Source organism: Modestobacter sp. VKM Ac-2982 (genome assembly GCF_026967935.1).
Lineage (GTDB): Bacteria > Actinomycetota > Actinomycetes > Mycobacteriales > Geodermatophilaceae > Modestobacter.
Map to the genome: position 1 here is coordinate 134672 of NZ_JAPVBL010000005.1, position 17866 is coordinate 152537.

Here is a 17866-nt window from a genome sequence, read left to right on the forward strand (position 1 = left end):
GAGGTCAGCTGACCCGGCCGAGGTAGCGGCCGTCGCGGGTGTCGATCTTCAGCTTCTCGCCGGTGGTGATGAACAGCGGCACCTGGACCTCCGCACCGGTCTCCAGGGTCGCCGGCTTCGTGCCACCGGTGGAGCGGTCGCCCTGCAGGCCCGGGTCGGTGTGCTGCACGACCAGCTCCATGGTCACCGGCAGCTCGACGTACAGCGGGGTCTCGTTGTGCACCGCCACCGTGACCTCGGTGTTCTCCAGCAGGTAGTTCGCGCCGTCCCCGAGGGTCGTGGCGGGGACGTAGATCTGCTCGAAGGTGTCGCCGTCCATGAAGACGTAGTCGGTGCCGTCGGCGTAGAGGAACGTCATCGACCGCTTGTCGACGTTGGCCGTCTCGATCTTCAGGCCGGCGTTGAACGTGCGGTCGACGACCTTGCCGGAGAGCACGTTCTTCAGGGTGGTGCGCACGAAGGCGCCGCCCTTGCCCGGCTTCACGTGCTGGAAGTCGGTGACGGTCCACAGCTGGCCGTCCAGGTTGAGGACGGTGCCGTTCTTGAGGTCGTTGGTGGTAGCCATCTAGAGGACCAGCAGTTCCTTGCTCGTGAGGGTCAACAACTCGGGCTCGTCGTCCGTGACGATCAAGGTGTCCTCGATCCGGACACCGCCGTGGCCGGGCAGGTACACGCCTGGCTCCACGGTGACGGCCATGCCAGCGGCCAGGGTACCTGCGCCCAGCGCCGAGATGCCCGGAGCCTCGTGGATCTCCAGGCCGACACCGTGCCCCAGCCCGTGGGTGAAGTGCTCTCCGTGCCCGGCGGCGACGATGACGTCGCGGGCCGCAGCGTCCACCGCGGTCACCTCCGCGCCGACCGCCAGCGCCGCCCGGCCGGCCGCTTGCGACGCAGCGACCAGCTCGTACACCTCGCGCTGCCAGTCCGCCGCGTGCCCCAGCACCAGGGTGCGGGTCATGTCGGAGTGGTAGCCGTCGACGGTCGCCCCGAAGTCCAGCTTCAGGAAGTCGCCTTCGGTCAGCTCGGTGGAGTCGGGCCGGTGGTGCGGGATCGCCGAGTTCGCCCCGGCCGCCACGATCGTCTCGAAGCTCGGCGCCTCGGCACCCAGTGCGAGCATCCGCGCGTCCAGCTCCCGGCCCACCTGCAGCTCGGTGCGCCCGGGGCGCAGGGCGCCCTCGGCGGCCAGCTCGGCCAGCGCCGCGTCGGCGACCGCGCAGGCCCGCCGCAGCGCCTCGATCTCGCCCTCGTCCTTGACCGCGCGCAACGCCTCCACCGCCCGGCGGATGCTCACCAGCTCCACGGCGGCGCCGCCCTCACCGAGCAGCCGCTCCAGGCCGTGCAGCTCGTCGACGGTCACCACGTGGGACTCGAAGCCCAGCCGGGTCGCCCCGCCGGTGCGGGCGGCCCGGGCCAGGGCGGGCATCGTGGCCCGGTCGACCAGCAGCTCCACGTCGGGCACCTGGGTGCCGGCCTGCGTGGTGTACCGGCCGTCGGTGCCGAAGAGGTCCCCGCCGTCCGTGCGGAGCAGGAGTGCGCCGTTGGAGCCGGTGAAGCCGGTCAGGTAACGGACGTTGAGCAGGTCGGTGACCAGGACGGCGTCCAGCCCGCCGGCCGCTGCGGCGGCGCGCAGCCGGTCCCGGCGGCCGGCCTCGGGGCGGGTCACCGGGCTCCCCGGGCGGCCAGGTGGCGCAGCGCCAGCTCGTACCCCTGCACCCCGAGCCCGACGATCACCCCGTCGGCCACGGCCGAGACGTAGGAGTGGTGCCGGAACGGCTCGCGGGTGTGCACGTTGCTGATGTGCACCTCCACCACCGGGGCGGTGACCGCCGCGAGCGCGTCCCGGAGGACCACCGAGGTGTGCGACCACCCGCCGGGGTTGATCACCACCGGGTCGCCGGCGTCGGTCGCGTCGTGCACCCAGCCGAGCAGCTCGCCCTCGGAGTCGGTCTGCCGGACGACGACGTCCAGCCCCAGCTCGGCGGCGGCGGCCTCGATCAGCTGCACCAGCTCGGCGTGGGTGGTCGTGCCGTAGACCTCGGGCTCGCGGGTGCCGAGCCGGCCGAGGTTGGCGCCGTTGAGCACCTGGATCGTCATGCACGGTCTCCGTTCACGGCTGCCCAGGCGGCGTCCAGCCAGGCCTGGTCGGGGTCGGTCAGGATGGCCGGCGTGCCCAGCCCGTCGAGGACGACGAAGCGCAGCGAGGCACCGCGGGCCTTCTTGTCCACCCGCATCACCGACTGCAGCTGGGCCCAGTCGCCCCGGTAGGTGGTGGGCAGCCCCATGGCGGTGATCAGCTCGCGGTGCCGGTCGGCGTCAGCACGGGACAGCCGTCCGGCCTGACAGGCCAGTTCGGCGGCGAACACCAGTCCGACCGCCACCGCCTCGCCGTGCCGCCAGCCGAAGTCCTCGACCCGCTCGATCGCGTGCCCGAGGGTGTGCCCGTAGTTGAGGAACTCCCGGCGGCCGGTGTCGTAGAGGTCGTCGGCCACGGCGTCGGCCTTGACCTGCACGGCACGGGCGATCAGCTCGGCGGTGTCGGCCCGGCCGGTGGGATCGGCCGCCAGCAGCTCGAGGATGCGCCCGTCGGCGATGAACCCGCACTTGACCACCTCGGCCAGCCCGGAGCGGAACTCCGCCTCGGGCAGCCCGGCCAGCGCATCGGTGTCGGCCAGCACCGCCGCCGGCGGGTGGAAGGCGCCGACCAGGTTCTTGCCGGCCGCGGTGTTGATGCCGGTCTTGCCCCCGACCGCGGCGTCGACCATGGCCAGCAGGCTGGTGGGCACCTGCACCACCCGGATCCCGCGGGTCCAGGTGGCGGCCAGGAAGCCGGCCAGGTCGGTGACCGCTCCCCCACCGATGCCCACCACGGCGTCGGACCGGGTGAGCCCCAGCCGGCCGAACTCCTCCCAGGCGCCGGCGGCGACCTCAGCCGTCTTGGCGGCCTCGCCGTCGGGGACGACGACCGCCTCGGCGGCGACCCCGGCCTGCTGCAGCGTCTCGACCGCGGCACCGGCCGCAGCGGCCAGCGCGCGGCTGTGCACCACGGCGGCGCGGGCGGTGCCGTCGAGCACCAGCCCCAGCTGGGCCTGCACCCCCGGGCCGATGAGCACGTCGTAGGGCCGGTCGCCGCCGACGGTGATCCGCTGGGCGGTCACGGGGTGCCCGCCCCGACGGCGGTGAGCACGTCGGCCACCACGTCCTCGACCGGACGGGCCGAGGTGACGACGGTCGCGGTGGCGACCTCGGCGTAGAGCGGGGCGCGGGTCTCGAGCATGGTCCGCAGCATGGCGCGTGGGTTGACCGCCAGCAGCGGCCGGTCCCGGGACAGCCCGACCCGCTTGGCCGCCGAGGTGACGTCGACGTCCAGCCAGACGACCGCGCCGCCGGCCCGCCCGTGGGCGACCAGCCGCTCCCGGGTGGCCGCGCTGGTGACCGCCCCGCCGCCGAGGGCCAGGACGCCGTCGTGCTCGGCCAGCGCGCGGGCGACCGCCTGCTCCTCCAGCGCCCGGAAGTGCGGTTCGCCCTGCTGCACGAAGAGGTCGGCCACCGTGGTCCCGGTCTGGGCCTCCACGTCGGCGTCGGTGTCCCGGAACGGCAGGTCGAGGGCCCGGGCGACCGCGGCGCCCACCGTCGTCTTGCCCGACGCGGGCGGGCCCACCACGACCAGCGCGGGGCCGGTCACCGGTAGGTCAGGGCGTCGAGGTAGCCCTGCACGTTCCGGCGGGTCTCCAGCACCGAGTCCCCGCCGAACTTCTCCAGCACCGCATCGGCGAGCACCAGGGCGACCATCGCCTCCATGACCACGCTGCCGCGCGGCACGGCACAGGCGTCGCTGCGCTGGTTGATCGCGACCGCGGCGTCGCCGGTGGCGGTGTCGATCGTGGCCAGCGCGCGCGGCACGGTGCTGATCGGCTTCATCGCGGCGCGCACCCGCAGCACCTCGCCGTTGGTCATGCCGCCCTCGATGCCGCCGGCCCGGTCGGTGCGCCGGGACAGCCGGTCGCCGTCCACATCGATCTCGTCGTGGGCGACCGAGCCGCGCCGGCGGGCGGTCTCCAGCCCGTCACCCACCTCGACGGCCTTGACCGACTGCACGCCCATCAGCGCCCCGGCCAGCCGGGAGTCCAGCCGGCGGTCCCAGTGCACGTGACTGCCCAGGCCCGGCGGCAGGCCGTGGACGACGACCTCGATCACTCCACCCAGGGTGTCGCCAGACCGGCGGGCGTCGTCGATCTCGGCGGTCATCCGCGCGCTCGTGGCCGGGTCGGCACAGCGCACCGGGTCCTCGTCCACCCGCGGGTTGTCCTCCGGGCCGGGCAGCACCCCGTCGGGGACGGTGACCGGCCCGATCCCCACCACGTGGCTGACCACCCGCACCCCGAGCACCTGGTGCAGGAACGCCTGCGCCACGGTGCCCAGCGCGACGCGGGCGGCGGTCTCCCGCGCGCTCGCCCGCTCCAGCACGGGGCGGACGTCGTCGAAGCCGTACTTCTGCATGCCGGCGAGGTCGGCGTGACCGGGGCGCGGCCGGGTGAGCGGGGCGTTGCGCGCCTGCCCCTCCAGCACCTCCGGGTCGACCGGGTCCGCGGCCATCACGCTCTGCCACTTCGGCCATTCGGTGTTGCCGACCTGGACGGCGATCGGCCCACCCTGGGTCACCCCGTGCCGGACGCCGCCGGTGAGGGTGACGACGTCCTCCTCGAAGCTCATCCGCGCACTGCGGCCGTGGCCGAGGCGGCGGCGGGAGAGCTGGGCGTCGAGGTCGGTGGTCTGCACCCGCACCCCGGCGGGCAGCCCCTCCAGGATGGCGGTGAGCTGTTGACCGTGCGACTCACCTGCGGTCAACCAGCGCAACATGCCGGCGATTCTGCCAGTCGACGGACGACCTCCTGTCACGGCATGGGCCACGGCATGGGCATGGCGGCAGCCAGCCCCAGGGCGGCGTAGGCGCCCACCAGCAGCGGCGGGCCGAAGGCCACGGCCGTGCGCCAGCCGGCCCGGCCCAGGGCGATGAGCAGCAGCGACCCCAGCGCACCGAGCACGAACCCGGCCAGCACCCCCGCCAGCAGCACGCTCCAGCCCACCCAGCCCAGGAGGAGAGCGAGCAGGCCGAGCAGCTTGACGTCGCCGCCGCCGAGACCGCCGGGCTGGACCAGCCGCGCGAGGGTGCCCAGGCCGGTGACCACCGCGGCGGCGACGACCCCCCGGGCCAGCGCGGGCCAGGTGCCCAGCACGGCGGCGTCCACGAGCAGGGCGAGGGCACAGGCCGCGACCGCCGGGAAGGTGACCCGGTCGGGCAGCCGGTGCCGGGCCAGGTCGACCCCGGCCAGCACCACCGCGGCCGCCCCGAACCAGGCGAACGCGGCGGTGGCCGGTCGCAGACCGGCCAGCGCGGGCGCAGCGGCGAGCGCCGCCGCGGTGCCGGCCGCCGTGACCACCACCCGCCGGGACGACGGACGCGCCGCCCGGTCACGCTCGGCCAGCCGCACCGTGACGGTCGCCAGCCACGGGCCGAGCAGCAGCCCCAGGACGGCGGCGGCCCCGGTGAGCACCCCGGTCACCTGGGTGTGGTCAGGCGTCCAGCGCGGCGCGCATGGCCTCGATCGGCGCCGGCCGGCCGGTCATCAGCTCGACCTGGGCGGTGGCCTGCCAGAACAGCACCTCCAGGCCGCTGATGGTCCGCCCGCCGGCCGCCTGCACGCGCTGGGCCAGCGGGGTGGGCCAGCCGGCGTAGAGCACGTCGAGCACCGTCTGTCCGCGCCCCCAGGCGAGGTCGGCGACGGCGGCCTGGCCGTCGGCGGGGACCGTGCTGACCACCACCGGCGCGGTGACCGCCCCCGTGCGGTCCAGCCGCTGGACGTCGGCGCTCACCCCGAGGGCGGCCAGCACCCGGAGCAGGTCAGCGGCGCGGGCTGGCTCCCGGACGACGACGTCCACCTGCTGGGCACCGAGGGAGGCGAGCGCGGTGGCCGCTGCGGCCGCCGTCCCCCCGGCCCCGAGGACGGCGGCGTGCTCGACCTGCTCGACACCGCCCAGCTGGAGGGCCATCCCCACCCCGGCGACGTCGGTGTTCTCCGCGCGCCAGCCGGCGTCGGTGCGCAGCAGGGTGTTCGCCGCGCCGAGCAGCCGCGGCAGCTGGTCCACGTCGTCGGCGACCGCCACCGCCGCCTGCTTGCACGGCATGGTCACCGAGAACCCGCGCCACTCCGGGCCGAGCCCGGCCAGCAGCACCGGCAGGTCCTCGGCCCCGACGTCCAGGGCGTCGTAGCTCCAGTCGTCCAGGCCGAGTGCGGCGTAGGCGGCGCGGTGCAGCCGGGGTGAGAGGGAGTGCCCGACCGGCCGGCCGAGGACGGCTGCCCTCATGCCGGCCGGACCGGGTCGCGACGGTGCGTCAATTTCCCGGGTTGTCCCGCAGCCACTGCTGGAACACCAGCACGTTCCGCTGGTGCTCCTCGGCCGTCTCCGCGAACGCCGACTCGCCGGTCTCCGGGTTGGTCAGCACGAAGAACCGCCAGGGCCCCTCGGTCGGGGACTGCACCGCGCGCAGCGCCGCCTCCCCGGGGTTGCCGATGGGTCCCGGCGGCAGGCCGGCGTTCGCGTAGGTGTTGTACGGCGAGGGGTTGGCCCGGTCCTCCGGGGTGGTGAGGAGCCCGGTCTCGCCGCTGGCGTAGTTGACGGTGCTGTCCATCTGCAACCGCATGCCGTCCATCAATCGGTTCTCGATCACCCGGGCCACCTTGCCCATGTCCTCCGGGGTGCCGGCCTCGGCCTGGACGATGCTGGCCTCGGTGAGCGTCGCGAGCCGCTGGTCGACCGGGACCTGCAGGTCGGTGAGCACCTGATCGGTGCGCGCCACCATCCTGCTGAGCACGTCAACGGCCGTCTGGCCCGGCTCGATGTCGTAGGTGGCCGGGAAGAGGAAGCCCTCCAGCGAGCCGTTGGCATAGGCCGGGAGCCCCAGCTGCGCCGGGTCGGCGGCGGCGGCCTCGAGGTCGGCGAGCGGCAGCCCGCCCTCGTCGGCCAGCCGCTGCAGCACCTGGCTGACCCGCAGGCCCTCCGGGAGGGTCACCCGGGTGACCTGCCGGGACGCCGGGTCCAGCAGCAGGTCCAGTGCGGCCTGGCCGGACATCTGCTCGCGCAGGCGGTAGACGCCGGGCTGGATGCCGGTCGCGGCCGGGTTGGCCTCCGCGGCCTCGGTGAACGGCGGCACCGAGGCGATGACGCCGGCCTCCACCAGGGTGTCGCCGATGGCCCGCAGCGAGTCACCCGCCTCGACGCGGACGTCGACCTCGCCGGTGCCGGCCCCGGCGTAGTCCTCGGCCACCGGGTTCACCCGCTCCCAGAGGGCCTTGCCGCCGAGGAAGATCCCCGCCATCAGTGCGGCCAGGACCACCAGGGAGAGGCCGACCACCACCGGACCGCGGCGTCGGCGCCCGCCCCGGCCTCCGCCGGTGGCGCCGCCGTGGCCGGCATCGTCGTGGTCGTCAGCGTGGACGTCGTAGTACTCGTCGTGGTGCTCGTCGTGGTCACCGCCACCGATGACGTCGAGGCCGCCGGTCTCGGGGGACGCATGGGCTGCCGATGCGCCGGCGTCGTCGTCGTGGGGGTCGAGATGGGCGGGATCGAGGTCGCCCTCGTCGCCCTCGTCGCTCCCGTGCCGCTCGGAGACCATCCGCCAGCGCTCCTCGTCCGGGTCGAGGTCGTCGGCGGGCAGTGCGGCGTGCACCACGGTCGCCGGCTCCTCGACGGGCATGTCCCGAGATGCGGCGCGCACCCCGGCGCCGCCCTGTCCGGTGACGAGCCCGGCGAGTGCACCGGAGGGCCCGTTCGCCGGGACCGGCGACGATCCGGCCGTCCCGGGGACGGGACGGCTGGATGCCGACAGCCAACCAGGGTCGGTCCCGGCGTCGGCGAACCGGTCCGCGCGGACGTGGTCGGCGGTGGTGGGCTCGGCGGCGGGCCGGGGGGTCGGGACCCGCCGTCCGGCCGTCGTGCCGGTCCCGGGTGCGGTCGCCCCGAGGCTCGGGACGGCGGGCGGGGCGGCCGGCATCTCGGCGGTCTGCGGGACGCTCACCTCCCGGGCTGCTGGGCCGGGGACGGCCCCGCCCGGGCTCCGACTGGGCCCTGGGGCCGCCGGGCTCGTGGTCCGCCGGCCGAGGTCGAAGGCGCTCACGTCGAGGCCTGCGGCGGCGAGGCCGACATCGGCGATGCCGGAGGCGGCCAGGCCGGTGATCTCCACGTCCGCCACGTCGACGCCACCGCCCGCCGAGCGGGCCCCGGCGTCGGTGTCGGCCACGTACCGGCGGCGCCGGCGCGGTCGCAGGGTCGCGTCGTCGTCGGGGAGCTGCAAGGTCGCCGCGCCCGCCCACGCGGCCAGCAGCTCGGCCGCCGGGCGTCCGGCGCCGGTGTCGGCCTGGGAGTGGCGACCGCGGGCATGCGGCTGGGTCGGGTCCGTCACGAGTGGCGCCCCCTGAGGTCGGGGCCAGTGCGTCGTCGCTCGTCGAGATGGCTCTGCAGGATGACCACGGCGGCCGCTTGGTCGATCACCGAGCGCTGGCGGCGGGCATCGATGCCACCGGCGCGCAGATGACTCGCTGCGGTCACCGTGGAGAGCCTCTCGTCGACGAGGTGCACCGGGACGTTCCCGATGCGACTGGCCAGGGCTTCAGCGTATGCACTGGCATCTCTTGCCGACGCGCCCGACGCTCCGGACAGGTGCTTTGGCAACCCCACAACCACCTCGACCACCTCGTGTGTCACAACCAGCTCAGCGAGGTGGTCCAGGTCGCGTTGGTCCTTCGCCCGCCGGACCGTCTCGAGAGGGCTGGCGAGCATGCCGGTGGCGTCGGAGAGAGCCACCCCGACCCGCACGGTCCCGACGTCGACACCCAGTCGCCGACCGGGCATCCAGGCCGGCGGGGCGCTCGCCGACGGGGCGTTGTCCGGCGGGGCGGCCGCGGGCGCCGGCGGGCGGCCGGACCGGCTGGTCCCCCCCGCCACCGGCCCGCCACCGGGTCCGTCGGACGCCCCGCTCACGTCGTGGCCGCTCCGATCGTCTGCTCGACGGCCGCCAGGGCCGCGGGGATGCCGGCCGGATCGGTCCCGCCACCCTGCGCCACGTCGGCCTTGCCACCACCGCGACCGCCCACGGCCGGCGCTGCCGCCCGCAGCAGGTCGTTCGCCGACAGGCCCTGCTGCTGGGCCGCCGGGTTCACGGTGGCCACCAGGGCCACCTTGCCGTCCGCGGCCGAGGCCAGCAACACGGCCGCCGGCCGCTCACCGAGCCGGCCCCGCACGTCCAGGGCGAGGCTGCGCAGGTCCCCACCGGACAGCCCGGCCGGTGCACCGGTCACGACGGCGACGCCGCCGAGCTCGCGGGCGCCGGCCGCCAGGTCGCCGGCGGCGGCCAGGGTCTGCCGGGCGCGCAGGTCGGCCAGCTCCTTGTCGGCCTCACGCAGCCGCTCCAGGATGCTGCTCACCCGGTCGGCGACGCCGTCCTGCGGGGTCTTGAGCAGGTCGGCGAGCTGGCGGACGAGGTCCCGTTCGCGGGCCAGGTACCGGAAGCCCTCCAGGCCCACGGCGGCCTCCACCCGGCGGGAACCCGAGCCGACCGAGCTCTCCCCGGTGAGCGCCAGGGTGCCGATCTGGGCACTGCCGTGCACGTGGGTGCCACCGCAGAGCTCCCGCGACCACTCGCCGCCGATCTCCACGACGCGGACCTGTTCGCCGTAGGTCTCCCCGAACAGCGCGAGCGCGCCGAACTCCCGTGCCTCCGGGAGGGTCATGTAGAGCGCGCGGACCCCGTGGTCGGCCCGGACGGCGGCGTTGGCGACGTCCTCGACGTCGATCCGCTGCTGCGCGGACAGCGCGCCCTGCCAGGCGAAGTCCAGCCGCAGGTAGCCGGGCCGGTTGTAGGAGCCGGACTGCAGCGCCTGCGGACCGAGCACCTGGCGCAGCGCCGCGTGCAGCACGTGCGTGCCGGAGTGCGCCTGGCACGCCGAGAGCCGCCACTCGCGGTCGACCTGGGCGGTGAGCTCGGTGCCGGCCCGCAGCTCACCCTCCAGCACCCGCACCTGGTGGGCGACCAGGCCCTTGACCGGGCGCTGCACGTCGATGACCTCGGCCCGGCCGCCGTCCCAGGTCAGCTCGCCGGCGTCGGCGACCTGGCCACCGGACTCGGCGTAGAACGGTGTGCGGTCCAGCACCACCCGGGTGACCGAGCCCGGGCCGACGACCGGCTCGCCGTCGGAGTCCTCCTCCTCGACCACGCCGAGGACCCGGGAGTCGGTGTGCAGCGTGTCGTAGGCCCGCCAGTCGGTGGGCCCGTGCTCGGCCAGCAGCCGCCGGTAGGCCAGCACGTCGACCGCGCCGGTGCGCTTGGCGCGCGCGTCGGCCCGGGCCCGGTCCCGCTGCTCCTTCATCAGGGCCCGGAAGCCCTCTTCGTCGACGCTGACGCCCTGCTCGGCGGCCATCTCCAGGGTCACGTCGATCGGGAAGCCGTAGGTGTCGTGCAGCGAGAAGGCCTGCTCACCCGACAGGGCCGGGGTGCCGGCCTTCTTCGCCTGGCCGACGGCGGTGTCGAACAACGCCGTCCCGGCGGTGAGGGTGCGCCGGAACGCCTCCTCCTCGGCGTAGGCGATCCCGGAGATGCGGGCGAAGTCGGTGGCCAGCTCGGGGTAGCTGGGGCTCATCGCGTCGCGGGAGACCGGCAGCAGCTCCGGCAGCGTCGCCTCCTCGACCCCGAGCAGCTTCATCGAGCGGACCGCCCGGCGCAGCAGCCGGCGCAGGATGTAGCCGCGCCCCTCGTTGCCCGGGGTCACGCCGTCGCCGATGAGCATCAGGCCGCTGCGCACGTGGTCGGCGACCACCCGCAGCCGGACGTCGGCCTCGTGGTCGGCGCCGTAGCGCACCCCGGCGAGCTCCGCGGCCCGGTGCAGCACCGGCGCGACCTGGTCGACCTCGTACATGTTGTCGACGCCCTGCAGCAGGAAGGCCACCCGCTCCAGGCCCATGCCGGTGTCGATGTTCTTCTTCGGCAGCTCGCCGAGGATCGGGAACTCCTTGCCCTCCCCCGGGCCCCGCTCGTACTGCATGAAGACCAGGTTCCAGATCTCCAGGAACCGGTCGCCGGTGGGATCGACCGCCGGCCCGCCGTCCGGGCCGTACGCGGGCCCGCGGTCGTAGTGGATCTCCGAACAGGGCCCGGCCGGGCCGGCCGCGCCGGTGGACCAGTAGTTGTCGTCCTTGCCGCGGCGCTGGATCCGCTCGGCCGGGACGTAGGCCCGCCAGGCGTCGAACGCCTCGTCGTCGTCGAGGTAGACCGTCGGCCAGATCCGCTCCGGGTCCAGCCCCAGGCCACCGTCGGCCACCGCGCCGGTGACCAGCTCCCAGGCGAAGGCGATCGCCTCGGCCTTGAAGTAGTCACCGAAGGAGAAGTTGCCGTTCATCTGGAAGAACGTGCCGTGCCGGGTGGTCTTGCCCACCTCCTCGATGTCGAGGGTGCGCACGCACTTCTGCACGCTGGTCGCGCGCGGGTACGGCGCCGGCTCACGACCGGTCAGGTACGGGATGAACGGCACCATCCCGGCGACGGTGAACAGCAGTGAGGGGTCCGGCGACACCAGCGAGGCGCTGGGGACGACGGTGTGCCCACGCTTCTCGAAGTGGTCCAGGAAGCGGCGGCGGATCTCGGCGGTCTGCATGCGGGTGGTCTCGGTCCTTCAGCGCGGGGTGGGCGCGCGCGGCGCCCGGAGGGGATGGCTCAGCTGTCCGCGGCGTGGGCGCCGCGGCGGGGCAGCGCCTCCGACAGGGAGGCCTGGCTGCTGTCGGGCAGCGGGGCGTCGAGGCCCGTGCCGGCGCGCAGCTCGTCCTCCCGGAGCGCGGCCGCGGCGCGGACGTCGGCACCGAAGTCGCCGATCGCGTCGGCCAGTTCGCGCAGCCCGTCGGCGAGGTTGCCGGCCAGGCTCTGCGGGGTCAGCTTCTCCGCCGTCTGGGACAGCTTGCGGACGACGAGCACACCGATGGTGATGCCCATGGCGAGCCAGAACAGCCGGCGCATCAGGCGGCCCGCCGGGCGCTGCGGCGAGCGCGCCGCTCGGCCTTGTCGCGGGCGGCGGCGTCGGCGACGGCCTGGCCCTCCCGCTTCTTGCGGGCGGCGCTGCGGACCCCGTAGCTGAACGCGGCGACCTTGATCAGCGGGCTGCCGAGGGTGGCGGCGAACACGCTGGTGAGGGCGGCGACGTTGCTGGAGACGTTCGCGGCGTTGCCGGTGATGTCGTCGACCCGCTCGAGGTTGGCGTTGACGTGGGTGACCGTCGTCGACGCCTGGCTCAGGATCGGCTGGCTCTGCTCCCGGACCTGGCGGATGGTCAGCGTCGTCTCGTCCAGCGTGCGCCCGAGCTTGAGCAGCGGCACCGCCACCAGGACCACCAGCAGCACCAAGGCACCGGCTGCGATCAGCCCGGCCCACTCTCCTGCAGACACTCGAGGGTCCCCTTCGTCGACTCGTGCACGTTGCCGGTGACGGTCCACCGGTCGGGCAACACTAACCGCCGACACCGACACCGACCGCTGCCATCGGGTCGACAGCCGCAGTGGCTCAGCTGCGACGACGGACGATCGCCCGCAGCTTGGCCAGCCGGGCACCGATCTGCGCCTCCACCCCGCGCCCGGTCGGCCGGTAGTAGTCCCGCCCGACCAGCGCATCGGGCGGGTACTGCTGCGGGACGACCCCGTCGGGGTGCGCGTGCGGGTAGACGTAGGTCGCGCCGTGCCCGAGCTTCTTCGCTCCGGCGTAGTGGGCGTCGCGCAGCCCGGCCGGCACCGGCCCGGCCAGGCCGGCCCGGACGTCGGCGACCGACTCCCCCATCGCCGTGGTGATCGCGTTGGACTTCGGCGCCGTGGCCAGGTGGACGACGGCGTGCGCCAGCGGGAAGTGCCCCTCGGGCATGCCGATGAAGGCGACCGCGTCGGCGGCGGCGACCGCGGTGAGCAGTGCGGTCGGGTCGGCCATGCCGATGTCCTCGCTGGCCGAGATCACCAGCCGGCGGGCGATGAAGCGCGGGTCCTCCCCCGCCTCCACCATCCGCGCCAGGTAGTGCAGCGCCGCGTCGACGTCGCTGCCCCGGATGCTCTTGATCAGCGCGCTGGCGATGTCGTAGTGCTGGTCGCCGGAGCGGTCGTAGCGCACCGCCGCCTGGGCGACCGCCGTCTCCAGGGTGGCCAGGTCCAGGACGTCGGAGCCGGCCGCCCGCGCCGCCCCGGCGCCGCTCTCCAGTGCGGTCAGCGCCTTGCGGGCGTCGCCGCCGGCCACCCGCAGCAGGTGCTCCTCGGCCTCGGCGGTCAGCGTCACCGCGCCGTCCAGACCGCGCTCGCTGGTCAGCGCCCGGCGCAGCACCGTGCGCACGTCCTCGTCGTCCAGTGACTGCAGCGCCAGCACCAGGCTGCGGGACAGCAGCGGGCTGACCACGGAGAAGAACGGGTTCTCCGTGGTCGCGGCGATCAGGCTGACGATCCGGTCCTCGACCGCGGACAGCAGCGAGTCCTGCTGGGTCTTGGAGAAGCGGTGCACCTCGTCGATGAACAGCACGGTGCGCCGGCCGGCGTGCGTCAGCTCCCGCTTGGCGTTCGCGATGACCGCGCGGACCTCCTTGACCCCGGAGTCCAGCGCGGACAGCTGCACGAAGGAGCGCTGGGTGGCCAGCGAGATGACGTGCGCCAGCGTCGTCTTCCCGGTGCCCGGCGGGCCGTAGAGCACCAGGGACATCGGCTCGTCGGCCTCGACCAGCCGGCGCAACGGAGCCCGGGGGCCGAGCAGGTGCCGCTGGCCGACCACCTCGTCCAGCGACTGCGGCCGCATCCGGACAGCCAGGGGAGCACCCGGGTCGACCGGTGGTGGCCCCTCGGCCGGGTCGGGGTCGAAGAGCCCACCCCCGAAGAGCCCCGGGTCACCTGCCGTCACGGTTGCGACGCTACCCGTGGGGCACGACGGTCCCATGCAGAAGCGACGCATCGGGAACAGGACGGTCAGCGCAGTGGGGCTGGGGGCGATGCCCCTGTCCACCAAGGACCCCCGCCCCTCGCCGGACGAGGCCGCGGCCGTCGTGCACGCCGCGCTCGACGCCGGCGTCACGCTGATCGACACCGCGGACGCCTACTCGCACACCGACGCTGACTTCGGCCACAACGAGGAGCTGGTCGCCCGTGCGCTGGCCTCCTACGGCTCCGTGGGCGACGTGCTGGTGGCGACCAAGGGCGGTCACACCCGACAGGGCGCCGAGTGGGAGCTGAACGGGTCGCCCGCCTACCTGCGCCGGGCCTGCGAGGCCTCGCTGCGCCGGCTGGGCGTCGAGGCGATCGGGCTGTACCAGTTCCACCGGCCCGACCCAGCGACGCCGTGGGAGGAGTCGATGGGGGCGCTGCGCGGACTGGTGGACGACGGGCTGGTGCAGCTGGCCGGTATCTCCAACGCCGACGTCGGCCAGATCGACGCGGCCCGGGAGATCGTGGGCGATGCAATGGTCAGCGTGCAGAACCAGTTCTCCCCCGGCTGGCGCTCTTCGGCCGACGAGCTGGCGCACTGCGCCGAGCACGGGCTGGCCTTCCTGCCGTGGAGCCCGTTCGGTGGAGTGTCGGCGGCCAAGTCGCTGGGCTCGACGGCCGCGGAGTTCGCCGCCGTCGCCGATGAGCTGGGCGTGTCGGTGTACCGGGTGACGGTGGCCTGGCACCTGGCCCAGGCCGACGTCGTCCTGCCCATCCCCGGCGCCTCACGGGCAGAGTCGATCACCGACTCGGCTGCGGGATCCGAGCTGCACCTCGCCCCCGAGCACCTCGCCCGCCTCAACGCCGCCTGACCCTCGACCTCAGCCTGAGCCTGAGGTCGGCCCCGCCGAGCCCGCGCGAGTGCGCAGTTGTGGTCGTCGACACGGCGGGACACGCCGTCCCTGACGACCACAACTGCTCAGTCGGGGCGGAGGCGGCGCCGTCCACAGGGGTGGGCGGTCTCCACAGATCGGGCGGGGTGGTGGCGCGTCCGCCTCTGTCCGCATCAGCGTCGGCGGGTGGCCACCGCTGAGCTCCCACCGACGTACACCCGCCAGGACGCCCGGTCCGCCGGCCTGACCAGAGCTCAACTCCGGGACGACGGCGTCCGGGTCAGCCGCGGGGCGTACGTCTCCCAGGCTCAGCCGCTGACCGTGCACGCGATGTGCCGGTCACTCCTCGCCGTCCTGCCCGACGGGGCGGCGTTCAGCCACGCCACCGCTGCCGGGCTCCTCGGCGCGCCCGTCCGCGAGACCCGCCCGCTGCACGTCGTGGTGCCGCCGGGCAGCCCGCGCCCCCGACGCCGGGGGCTGCAGGTGCACGTCCGGGACCTGGCTGCGGACGACCGGGTCGCGCATCGCGGACTGCTGATGACCAGCGGCGCCCAGGCCTGGCTCGACCTCGCCGCCGACACAGTCCCGGACGAGCTCGTGGCCATCGGGGACGCTCTCTTCCGGGCCGGGCACCTGAGCGCCGCCGGACTGGAGGCGCGTCTCGCCCGGGCAGAACGGGTGCGGGGGGTCGTGCTCGCCCGCCGCTGTGCTCCGCTGCTGACACCGCTGGCCGCCTCCCGCCCGGAGAGCCTGATCCGGTACTGGCTGCATGACAGCGACCTGCCGGCGCCCGAGGTGCAGGTACCGGTGTTCGACCGCCGGGGTGTCGCGGTGGTTCACGGCGACCTCGGTTACAGCCGCTGGAAGATCGCGGTCGAGTACGAGGGGCGCCAGCACGCGGAGTGGCGGCAGTTCGGCCGGGACGTGGACCGCTACTCGTTCATGGCCAGCCGTGGCTGGCTGGTGTTGCGGTTCGGCGCCGTCCACCTGGCGCGCCGGACGGCGGTGGTCGACCGGGTCGCCGACGCCCTGCTCAGCCGGGGTGCTCTGCTGCGCAGCTCGTGAGTGAGCAGTTGTGGTCGCCGACACGGCGGGACACACCGGAACGGGCGACCACAACTGCTCACTCGGCGAACACCGTCGAGGGGCGTCAGGCCTTCTTCGAGGGGTCGGTCGGGCCGGGGGCGCCGGGCTCGCCGGGGGCCGGCTCGGCGTCGGGGTCGACGTCGATCCCGGCCTCGGTGCGCTGGGCTGCGGTGATCGGCGTGGGGGCGCCGGTCAGCGGGTCGAAGCCGGCCCCGGTCTTGGGGAAGGCGATGACCTCGCGGATGGAGTCGACGCCGGCGAGCAGCGCCACGGTGCGGTCCCAGCCGATGGCCGCACCGGCGTGCGGCGGGGGCCCGTAGTCGAAGGCCTCCAGGAACCAGCCGAACTGAGCCCGGGCCTCCTCCTGGGTCATGCCCAGGGTCTGGAACACCCGCTCCTGCAGCGCGGCGTCGGCGATGCGGACCGAACCGCTCATCAGCTCGTTGCCGTTGCAGACCAGGTCGTAGGCGTCGGACAGCGCCGCGCCCTTCTCCTCGGCGAACCGCTCCCGCCACTCCGGGGTGGGCGAGGTGAACGGGTGGTGCATGAAGGTCCAGTCGCCGTCCTCGGTCTCCTCGAACATCGGGAAGTCGACGACGAACAGGAACGACCACGAACCCGGCTCGATGAGCTCCAGCCGCTTGGCGATCTCGTTGCGCGCGGCCCCGAGCAGCTCCTGGGCCCCACGACGCGGGCCGGCGGCGAAGAAGACGCAGTCCCCCGGCTTCGCACCGACGGCCTCGACCAAGCCGGCCCGCTCGGACTCGGAGATGTTCTTCGACACCGGGCCGCCGAGCGTGCCGTCCTCGGCGATCGTCACGTAGGCCAGGCCCTTGTGGCCGCGCGAGCGGGCCCAGTCCTGCCAGGCGTCGAACGCCCGCCGTGGCTGCGAACCGCCACCGGGCATCACGATCGCCCCGACGTAGGGCGCCTGGAAGACCCGGAACGGGGTCTCGGCGAAGTAGCTGGTCAGCTCGGTCAGCTCGATGCCGAAGCGCAGGTCGGGCTTGTCGGAGCCGAACCGGTCCATCGCCTCGCGGTAGGTCATCCGCGGGATCTCCGGCACGGTGTAGGAGGCCAGCTCCTGCCACAGCGCCCGGATGACGTCCTCGGCGATCGCGAGCACGTCGTCGCGGTCGACGAAGCTCATCTCGAAGTCCAGCTGGGTGAACTCGGGCTGCCGGTCGGCGCGGAAGTCCTCGTCCCGGAAGCACCGGGCGATCTGGTAGTACCGCTCCAGGCCGCCGATCATCAGCAGCTGCTTGAACAGCTGCGGCGACTGCGGCAGGGCGTACCAGTGCCCCGGCTGCAGCCGCACCGGGACGACGAAGTCCCGGGCGCCCTCGGGGGTGGAGCGGGTCAGCGACGGCGTCTCCACCTCGACGAACCCGTGGCCGGCCATCACCCCCCGGGCGATCCGGTTGACCTCGCTGCGCAGCCGCAGCACCGACGCCGGCCCCTGGCGGCGCAGGTCCAGGTAGCGGTGGGCGTAGCGGACGTCGTCGCCGGCGGCCTGCGCCGTCTCGATCGGGAACGGCAGCGGCGCGGACGCCGAGAGCACCTGCAGCGTGCTGGCGACGACCTCGATCTCACCCGTCGGCAGGTCGGGGTTCTCGTTGCCGGCCGGACGCCGCTGGACGTCGCCGGTCACGAGCACGCAGTACTCGTTGCGCAGCGCGTGCGCCTCCTCCTCACGGACGACGACCTGGGCGTAGCCCGAGGCGTCGCGCAGGTCGAGGAAGACGACCCCGCCGTGGTCGCGCCGGCGGGCGACCCAGCCGGCGAGGGTGACCGTGGAACCGGCGTCGGTCGCGCGCAGCGTGCCGGCGTCGTGGGTGCGGAGCAAGGGAGTGCCTTTCTCAGGAGGTGCGCTGTCTCAGGAGGTGCGTGCCAGGAGGTGCGTGTCA

The 17866-nt window shown here is 74.4% G+C and carries 17 protein-coding genes; 2 read left to right on the forward strand and 15 right to left on the reverse strand.

The genetic code is table 11. From position 1 onward, the window contains the following. Positions 1 to 4: 4 nt before the first annotated feature. The 14 genes from efp to O2W20_RS18115 form a co-directional block, all read right to left on the reverse strand. Positions 5 to 565, reverse strand: a complete 561-nt coding sequence (efp, locus tag O2W20_RS18050) for an elongation factor P (RefSeq protein WP_269156862.1) — start codon at positions 563 to 565, stop codon at positions 5 to 7. Continuing rightward, on the reverse strand, positions 566 to 1663 hold the full coding sequence (locus O2W20_RS18055) for an aminopeptidase P family protein (RefSeq protein ID WP_269171788.1): 1098 nt from the start codon (positions 1661 to 1663) through the stop codon (positions 566 to 568). Further along, entirely contained in the window at positions 1660 to 2094 is a 435-nt protein-coding gene (gene aroQ, locus O2W20_RS18060; protein ID WP_269171787.1) for a type II 3-dehydroquinate dehydratase, read from the reverse strand. Before aroQ ends, O2W20_RS18055 begins: the two co-directional genes overlap by 4 nt. Next, a complete protein-coding gene (aroB, locus tag O2W20_RS18065; RefSeq protein WP_269171786.1) occupies positions 2091 to 3155 on the reverse strand; it encodes a 3-dehydroquinate synthase in 1065 nt (354 codons plus the stop codon). Before aroB ends, aroQ begins: the two co-directional genes overlap by 4 nt. Beyond that, positions 3152 to 3682, reverse strand: a complete 531-nt coding sequence (locus tag O2W20_RS18070) for a shikimate kinase (protein ID WP_269171785.1) — start codon at positions 3680 to 3682, stop codon at positions 3152 to 3154. The genes aroB and O2W20_RS18070 overlap by 4 nt, the downstream gene beginning before the upstream one ends. After that, positions 3679 to 4857, reverse strand: a complete 1179-nt coding sequence (gene aroC, locus O2W20_RS18075; protein WP_269171784.1) for a chorismate synthase — start codon at positions 4855 to 4857, stop codon at positions 3679 to 3681. Before aroC ends, O2W20_RS18070 begins: the two co-directional genes overlap by 4 nt. A 35-nt stretch (positions 4858 to 4892) precedes the next feature. Further along, positions 4893 to 5561 carry a prepilin peptidase gene (locus tag O2W20_RS18080; protein ID WP_269171783.1) on the reverse strand — a complete coding sequence of 223 codons (669 nt, stop codon included), beginning with the start codon at positions 5559 to 5561 and terminating at the stop codon, positions 4893 to 4895. Positions 5562 to 5571: 10 nt separating this feature from the next. Further along, complete coding sequence (locus O2W20_RS18085) at positions 5572 to 6363, reverse strand: shikimate dehydrogenase (RefSeq protein WP_269171782.1); 792 nt, start codon at positions 6361 to 6363, stop codon at positions 5572 to 5574. Positions 6364 to 6391: 28 nt separating this feature from the next. Further along, the gene (mltG, locus tag O2W20_RS18090) at positions 6392 to 8458 is read right to left on the reverse strand and encodes an endolytic transglycosylase MltG (protein ID WP_269171781.1); all 2067 of its coding nucleotides are present in this window, start codon (positions 8456 to 8458) and stop codon (positions 6392 to 6394) included. Continuing rightward, positions 8455 to 8907, reverse strand: coding sequence for a Holliday junction resolvase RuvX (gene ruvX / locus O2W20_RS18095; RefSeq protein WP_269171780.1), 453 nt, complete (start codon positions 8905 to 8907; stop codon positions 8455 to 8457). Before ruvX ends, mltG begins: the two co-directional genes overlap by 4 nt. Before the next feature lie 125 nt (positions 8908 to 9032). Then, a complete protein-coding gene (alaS, locus tag O2W20_RS18100; protein ID WP_269171779.1) occupies positions 9033 to 11702 on the reverse strand; it encodes an alanine--tRNA ligase in 2670 nt (889 codons plus the stop codon). A gap of 59 nt (positions 11703 to 11761) precedes the next feature. Beyond that, on the reverse strand, positions 11762 to 12058 hold the full coding sequence (locus O2W20_RS18105) for a hypothetical protein (protein WP_269171778.1): 297 nt from the start codon (positions 12056 to 12058) through the stop codon (positions 11762 to 11764). Next, positions 12058 to 12483: a DUF948 domain-containing protein gene (locus O2W20_RS18110; RefSeq protein ID WP_269171777.1), complete on the reverse strand. Its 426-nt coding sequence runs from the start codon at positions 12481 to 12483 to the stop codon at positions 12058 to 12060. The genes O2W20_RS18105 and O2W20_RS18110 overlap by 1 nt, the downstream gene beginning before the upstream one ends. 115 nt (positions 12484 to 12598) lie before the next feature. Next, complete coding sequence (locus tag O2W20_RS18115; RefSeq protein ID WP_269171776.1) at positions 12599 to 13960, reverse strand: replication-associated recombination protein A; 1362 nt, start codon at positions 13958 to 13960, stop codon at positions 12599 to 12601. 34 nt (positions 13961 to 13994) lie between these two features. On the opposite strand from O2W20_RS18115, the gene O2W20_RS18120 reads away from it, so the two are divergent. Both O2W20_RS18120 and O2W20_RS18125 read left to right on the forward strand, forming a co-directional pair. After that, on the forward strand, positions 13995 to 14852 hold the full coding sequence (locus O2W20_RS18120) for an aldo/keto reductase (protein WP_269171775.1): 858 nt from the start codon (positions 13995 to 13997) through the stop codon (positions 14850 to 14852). Positions 14853 to 15059: 207 nt separating this feature from the next. Continuing rightward, positions 15060 to 15938 carry a DUF559 domain-containing protein gene (locus tag O2W20_RS18125; RefSeq protein ID WP_269171774.1) on the forward strand — a complete coding sequence of 293 codons (879 nt, stop codon included), beginning with the start codon at positions 15060 to 15062 and terminating at the stop codon, positions 15936 to 15938. 85 nt (positions 15939 to 16023) lie between these two features. Here the strand turns inward: O2W20_RS18125 and aspS are convergent, their stop codons facing one another. After that, the gene (gene aspS / locus O2W20_RS18130) at positions 16024 to 17805 is read right to left on the reverse strand and encodes an aspartate--tRNA ligase (protein WP_269171773.1); all 1782 of its coding nucleotides are present in this window, start codon (positions 17803 to 17805) and stop codon (positions 16024 to 16026) included. Positions 17806 to 17866 lie beyond the last annotated feature (61 nt).